The sequence below is a fragment of the Prevotella conceptionensis 9403948 genome (genome assembly GCF_000312305.1).
Taxonomy (GTDB): Bacteria; Bacteroidota; Bacteroidia; order Bacteroidales; family Bacteroidaceae; genus Prevotella; species Prevotella conceptionensis.
In genome coordinates this window covers 11,548-18,653 of record NZ_HE999458.1, presented here as the reverse complement: position 1 = coordinate 18,653, position 7,106 = coordinate 11,548, and the positions used below count along the sequence as shown (strand labels likewise).

At 38.6% G+C, this 7,106-nt stretch carries 7 protein-coding genes and 1 pseudogene; all 8 read left to right on the top strand.

Annotated elements, in window-relative coordinates; genetic code table 11:
• A partial coding sequence (locus BN93_RS18795) for an RHS repeat domain-containing protein (protein ID WP_019189131.1) occupies positions 1-966 on the top strand: 966 nt, incomplete at its 5' end.
• A complete protein-coding gene (locus BN93_RS15150; protein ID WP_084768853.1) occupies positions 915-1,298 on the top strand; it encodes a M15 family metallopeptidase in 384 nt (127 codons plus the stop codon). The genes BN93_RS18795 and BN93_RS15150, both read left to right, overlap by 52 nt.
• A gap of 107 nt (positions 1,299-1,405) precedes the next feature.
• Complete coding sequence (locus BN93_RS15145; protein WP_019189129.1) at positions 1,406-2,002, top strand: hypothetical protein; 597 nt, start codon at positions 1,406-1,408, stop codon at positions 2,000-2,002.
• Positions 2,003-2,179: 177 nt separating this feature from the next.
• A pseudogene (locus BN93_RS19120) lies at positions 2,180-2,533 on the top strand (RHS repeat-associated core domain-containing protein); the annotation flags it as partial.
• A 1,677-nt stretch (positions 2,534-4,210) separates the two neighbouring features.
• Positions 4,211-4,783 carry a hypothetical protein gene (locus tag BN93_RS15125; RefSeq protein WP_232211205.1) on the top strand — a complete coding sequence of 191 codons (573 nt, stop codon included), beginning with the start codon at positions 4,211-4,213 and terminating at the stop codon, positions 4,781-4,783.
• 307 nt (positions 4,784-5,090) lie between these two features.
• A complete protein-coding gene (locus tag BN93_RS15120; protein WP_198007539.1) occupies positions 5,091-5,681 on the top strand; it encodes a hypothetical protein in 591 nt (196 codons plus the stop codon).
• Positions 5,682-6,032: 351 nt separating this feature from the next.
• Positions 6,033-6,479: a hypothetical protein gene (locus BN93_RS18145; protein WP_198007538.1), complete on the top strand. Its 447-nt coding sequence runs from the start codon at positions 6,033-6,035 to the stop codon at positions 6,477-6,479.
• A complete protein-coding gene (locus tag BN93_RS15110; RefSeq protein ID WP_044261081.1) occupies positions 6,448-6,957 on the top strand; it encodes a hypothetical protein in 510 nt (169 codons plus the stop codon). The genes BN93_RS18145 and BN93_RS15110 overlap by 32 nt, the downstream gene beginning before the upstream one ends.
• Positions 6,958-7,106 lie beyond the last annotated feature (149 nt).

Sequence of the window (7,106 nt, the reverse complement as noted above, 5' to 3'; positions counted from 1 at the left end):
CGAATTGCCTCCAAACTGGGAACAGGCAAGTTCAGCAACGTCTACGGCATCAGCAGCAACAACGTTACGGCAGGCCAGAAAGACTATGCCGCCCGCATGCTGCAGATAGAGAAACAGCGCGAGGAGTATTACAAGTCCTTAGGCACACCTCCTGGTGTTCCTACGATGAAAGGTGCAACGGCCGATCCCGACAACACCGGTTATGGCTACAACACCATCATCGGGGAGCTGGGCGACCACTCTGTGCCCGAAGGTTGGGTGCAACGACCGAAGTTCAACAAGAAAGGAGATGTTCCCGGTCCACCCATCCAATGGAACAAGCCCGAAGATCCCGATAATGCGCAGCCGGGTTATGGCTATGTCCCTGCCGACACCACCACCACCGAGGAAATCTTCTTCTATCATAGTGACCACCTCGGCAGCACCTCTTACATCACCGATGCCAAGGCCAACATCACCCAGTTTGATGCTTACCTGCCCTACGGCGAGTTGCTCGTGGATGAACACAGCAGTAGTGAAGAAATGCCGTATAAGTTCAACGGCAAGGAGTTTGACCAAGAAACGGGACTGTACTATTATGGGGCGAGGTATATGAACCCAGTAACGAGTTTGTTGTACGGGGTGGATGCTCTGACAGAGAAATATCCCTCCATCTGTGGATATGTTTATTGTGCAGGAAATCCTGTGAAATTTATTGATATACAAGGATTAGATTTACAGAAAGTAACAGTTCCTGCAAATAAGAAGGGGACAAAATTTAAGACAATAGAGGTTGACAGTAAAATTGCAGCAAAAGTTTATACATTTACTCGTGCTATGAATAAGAAATATGGTGTCGTTGTTACATCAGCTTTCAGATCAAGAACAAAACAGCAGCAAATGCGGGCAAATTGGGATAAGGGGCAGCGTGCAGGATTAAAAGCAAGACCTGCAAAAAAAGTGCTCACAGTGGAGGATTTGCTCTAGATTTTAATATCTCAGCAATTGGACTAACAAAAGCAAATTATAAGCAAAAAGGAGATTTGATAAAAGAACTCACAGAGTTTGGCAAGGAATATGGTTTTGAATATGGAGCTCATTTCAAGAATAATCCAGATCTGGTTCATTTCTATGGGAACGAAACTGATTATGGGTATAAGAGCCGCGATGAAGCTATTGACGTTAATGATACCTATAAAAATAAACATGGGGATAATATTCCTCTTTATACTCCTGAGTCATCTAATGATACACCAAAAACGGCTGTTGCTGTAGAACAGCATCAAAAGCATGAACAAAAGAAGTCTAACAAAGAATAATAGTTTGTTTATCAATGGAGAAATATTTGTTGTTTATTATCACAATGACGTGTTCCATATGTTGTAGCTCATTCTGCAATGAGCCCACGGTCAAGATTCTACACTCTATGGAAAAGGATACCCTACTGAAATCCTTTGGCATTTCGTATGTTGATTTAGAAGGATACAAGATAATCCATATTAATAAAAGAACAAGTTGTGTTTTACAGCCGCTTGTGACATCGGATAAGGGAGAAACTAATTACTTTCGACTAAAATTAAACAAAGATAAAAAGACTGTCTATTTGATAGACAGCATTTTGTCTGTCGGAGATATTCTGTACAATTCGAGAACCACAGGGATTATTTTTCCCATTATAAAATATCAAAATGAAGATGATTTTTCGACAACAGGAGAAATTCGCTATTTTAATACAGACGAGTTGTTATCATATTGTATAGAGAATAATCTCGAAAATTCAGAGGCTATTTGTTTTGACAATAGTGGATTGTTTTGTTTGTACATGAGTGCAGACACTTTGTTCGCATACAATATTTCCACAAAAGAAAAGAAGTCGATTTTCACTTTTGATAATCCAATGATGTATTCTGTAGAACTAAAATTAAAGAATAACATACTCACATTAATATATTATTCTAACTTTGTAGAAGACTTCTCTGATCTTAATTCAGCAAAAGTTATAAACTTTGATTATCAGGAGTAGTGAAACCTTTAATAAACAATGGCAAGACAAGCTGGTAAACCTACAATGTTGCTGGTGAGCGTGTCGTCAGGAGCCACGGCTACCTTGTGGCGTGTACGCCATACTGTCTATACCAAGCTCGGCAACGGCACGGAAACAACCTACACCTACGACAAACAGCGTGAACGTCTGCAGGCGATGAACCTTACGGCGGACGGTAGGGCTGTGATGGAAAACAAGTACCAATACGATGCTGTGGACAATATCTTGGGTATCGCCAATGCCGTAGACCCGACACAGAACAATAGCAATAACAACAAAGCAAAACTCGGCGGAGCTTTCAACCACACTTATGCCTACGACGACCTTAACCGTCTGATAAAGGCAAACGGAATGGCGAAGGGTGCGAAGTATGAAATGGCGATGACCTTCGGACGGATGAGCGAACCGCTCACCAAGGTGCAGAAGGTGGACTACACAAAGACCGCGCAGTCTTACGACTTCACCTATAAGTACGAGGACAGCAACCATCCCACCGCTCCCACGCAGATGCATGAACTTATCCACAGTCTCAGATATATGGAAGGTATATCCACTTCGGAAAAAGAGGATTACAAATATACTGACGGAACATATCTTGTTACAGAAAAGAAACAGTCTGTAGAGGAGTTGCAAACCATAGGGTTGGGTCGGTATAGGAATAAGTATAAATACACAGAAAACATGTTGCGTAGAGAACATCATTTTCAACAGCGCTTATCACATATCTCAGATGATTAAATTTTTTCTACCTATTCTATTTGTTGTTGTGACAGGGGGGTGCACCTCTCCCTTGTCTAAATTTAAATGTGTCTATGACGTGTATGGTGATAGTACTGTTTATTATGAAATAATAATCAATGGAGACTATCTAAGGACTACTAAATATAAACATGTTTTACTGTCCAGCTTCGACAATTTAAAAAAGACGTGGCATACTCCGGTAGATAGTGTCTTTGAGAAAAAGGATAGTGTATTTCTAAATCGAGAATTACAGGATTCACTGATTTTTCATATAGAAAATGCGGTAAGGAATGAAAAAAGAATTACTTCTTACATCTCTACCAATATATCTAAAATAACGATGACTTGGAATAAACGAACTTATGAACTCCAATATCATAACATGAAACAACGTGGCTTGATTTCATTCCTAAAAAAACACTCTCCTATCCACATAAAATGACTGATTGGGGTTTATGAATTAGGATTCCCATATGGTGACAATCCGACAGACAACCGATGGATTAGGTTAGGGTTCAATTACTATAAAACAAGGAAATAATTAAACAGGTACATCATGATGATGCCTTGTGGGATTTCGTCCTTATTAGGCGTCATTTATTTTTTTGTCATGGAAATGAAAATAAGATTATTGTTGATGTTGCTTCTACTGAGTGCTAGTAACTCCTGTAAAAGAAGTGCATCGTGTTCAAGGCAATACTTGATAGAAAACTTTATACGGAACGAAGAATGTTTTACTCAATTTGTTTCTTTGTATCAAGAACAGATTCCATCTGTCATTATACAGAAATTCCAGGTCCAAATAGAGTTGAACGACTGTAAAGACGACATTCATATTATTCTAATCCCTCATATAATAGGTGAGAGAAAGTATGTTTTAGAAAACGTCAGAAGAAATCACTTAAAGTATCAAAAGAAATTGGCTGCTCTAAACTTGAAGACAAAAGATATTGAATCTTTAGTTTCCTGCCTTAATTCTGCAGGCTGTCACACCGTAAGGAACGTTAACTACTATAAAAGTAGCGTAGAGATGATACCAATACAAAATGGTAATGTATCACATTCCTACCTATATCATAATGATGAGATCTCAGCCGATATGGTCAGTGTTGTAGGAAAGCCAATTAGCCAATCACGCTTAGGGAGACATTTCACATTATCAAATGAGAGTATGCTCTAAAATGAACGAGTTGAGAATTAAAAATAGGTAGATTCGTACCCGCCTACAAATGCAGCTATGTCGGTCAAAGGCAAAACAAGCCACACACCTACAATGCCGCCGGCGAGCGTACCGTCAAGAGCCACGGTAACCTCGAAGGCGTATATGTAAATGGTGCCCCGCAGGGAATCACCCTTTGGATATACTCGAAAAAAGATTTACTGTCTGGTAAGATAACACTATCATCTTGGTTAAGAGGATATCCCCCCTACTAAAAAATAAATTAAATGAGAAGTATATTATCTGTAATGTTATTATCCATCCTATTGTGCTCTTGTTATAAATCAAGTAAAAAGGAAGGTGTGCATGCCCAATTAAAAGATGAAGTCTACAGCATTGTGGTTTCATACATGGATAGTCATCCTCAGTATAATACATTCATTCTCACTGAGGCAATGGAACAAACCATGTCTGGAATAAAAACTTCAGGTTATTTTTTGGGTCCTGGCTATCCAAGATTGCTTCCCCCCGAAAAAAGCACATCATATTTAGATATAAACAATTGCCGCCTCTACATAATCTCCAACTTGTCTTCTTTGTATGAATTCGACAATGACGCATCTATGTGGAAAAATACAAATCCAACTGACAGTGTGGTGTTAGATGGGGTGGTTATATACGACCTTGTTTTTAATTTCCTACACAATGGCCTATTCATCTACTATTCAAATTCCAAAAAAAAATCATGGAACGACCAGATACTTTTTTCACACCCTACATTAAAAGTGATGTTGTCTTTGAAAATAAAAGATGAGAGGAACTTGAAACGAAAAACAACCATGCGGACAGCCTCACATTAGTAGAGGATGTGTCGAGAGGCGAGACGTATATATCAATGGTGCCCTACAGGGAATCACCCTTTGGCTATCCCCGACTTCGGGCTGCGCCTCTGCAAAACAAGCGAGCTTGCTCTACACTCGGCTTGCACTGAAGTTCCACGAAACGGAAGATGACACCATTTATCCCGCACCAATTATCACTATGACGAAGAACCGCTTTATAATGTTCATCAAAGAAAAGGTTCTTCTCGTATAACCAGTTAGAAAACCATTATCCTTACATTCCAAACAAGGAAAAGTGATGCTGTATACACTAAAAAAATATCCTTTGCCAGAAGATTTAAGTATTCCTATTCAAATACAATCATTGCAAGCAAAAGCAATAGAAGTTATTGATTATGATTATATCGGGGATGCAAAAGAAGAAAATTATATTTCTTTCGCCAACCAGTTTTACGGTTTCTTATCAAAATGGGATATAAAAGATATTGCTATAATAACATATTCCAAAGCGATGAGAGATACCCCTCTTCTTAGAAAGACCTTTCGCTTTGATTTTGATTCATACAAATTTGAAAATGATATTACAATATCTCACATTTCGATAGATAACGCTTACATCGTATTTGTAGGTATCCTAAGGATTCAAGGGGAAAAAGAAGTTACACGTATTATTAAATTTCTTTTTTCGCAAACCTATGAAACGCAAAATCTGCTTGTCTGTTCAACCGAATTTATTGATAAAGAACAATTGAAAGATGCCTTGCACAAGGCTTTATTCGTAGAATATGATAGATATGGATACATACGACATACAAAAATTGCATTAGAGAAACTTAAGCTGTATTCAAACAATCTCGAGATTCTGTATCCATATGGAGGAACAGATTTTGGTAGTTTTATCTTTTTTTGTTTTTAGGCGTTTTACCAATTCAAGATCAATTTGATATACATATTCTATCCTTTGGCGGAGAAGTATCCGAGTGTTGGCGGGTATGTATATTGTATAGGAAACCCTGTAAAGTTGATGGATTCAGATGGAGCAAAAGTACATGTTGCTAACGCTGCATCGTTTTCTGTACTGCTTTCTAGTCTACCCGCAGGAGCCCGTTCGGTAATAGTGTTGGATAAGAACCTTTATCTTGACTTAAGTTCCGTAGAAGACGCTTGTAGAAGATACCCCACGAGTAAGAATCTTGACATTTTAAAGAGAATTTTTTCAGACAGAAGAACTGTAGACTTTGACGCGACCTCGAAAACATATATGTATATGGATTCTTCAGGAAAAATTGAGTCTAAAGATTTTAAAGAACCTAATCGCTCAAATGCATATCAGGATTTTATGAGTAAATATTCTGGACCAGAGGAACAAAGACAGCTATATTCTCTCACGTTATTGAAGCAAGGTATTAAAGATGAGATAGAGGTATCTGCTAATTTAGGCGCAACTTTGCGTCCTGCAGATGAGCAAAAGGCATTTCCTGGTGGGGAGATTTCTCCCTCAAAGAACTTTAAAGTTTTTATAAACCCATTTGCAACACCAGAAGAACAAGCTAAAGCCGTTGGTCATGAATTTGGTGGCCATTTGTATATGTATTTAATTGGCAAAGACCCTCGTCATGGTGGCTCAACAGGAACGCAGGATGGCAATATAGAACTAGAAAATCAAATAAAGGAAAGAGAACATGAATCCATTCGTAATTTTAAAGAGAAATAAAATCCGCTTGTGCATATATATGCTATTATTCATCTCTAATGCCTCTTGTGGACAAAATAGAATTTCTATTTCTGATAAGGATAAAGAAAGCATTGTATTATATGATGTTCAAGGGCTTAAGTACAAACAAATTTGGCGATTTAATAATAAAGTCGTAAGATATTGTTACTTCTCAAGGAAAGGAGAAATTATTGATAGTACAACTTGGAACGTTGAAATCCAAACGACACTTAAATTAAGAGACAAAATTTTGAGTAAATTCCGCGTTGATGATGAGACATTCACACCAGGTACAGCGGGTGTGCTTTTACTTGCTATGCCAAAATGTAACATTGTAGAACTTAGGCTTATTCGTGGTTTGACAGATTCTTTTAACAAGGAAATGTTAAGAGTGCTAAGGGAAGTTGAGCAAGATATTCTTGTGTTTTCAGCGAATCCAATTGCTGTGATTGTTCCGATAAGAATAACAATAGATTAAAGAAGTTTAGTGATAGCAAACAATTATGCAGGCAACCACCGAATACGACGCCTACGACCGCACGACGAAGGTTACGCTGCCCGACGGGGCTATGACCACCACGGCCTACGGCATCGTCTCCCATGACGGCGGGCCGATGATCGAAACGA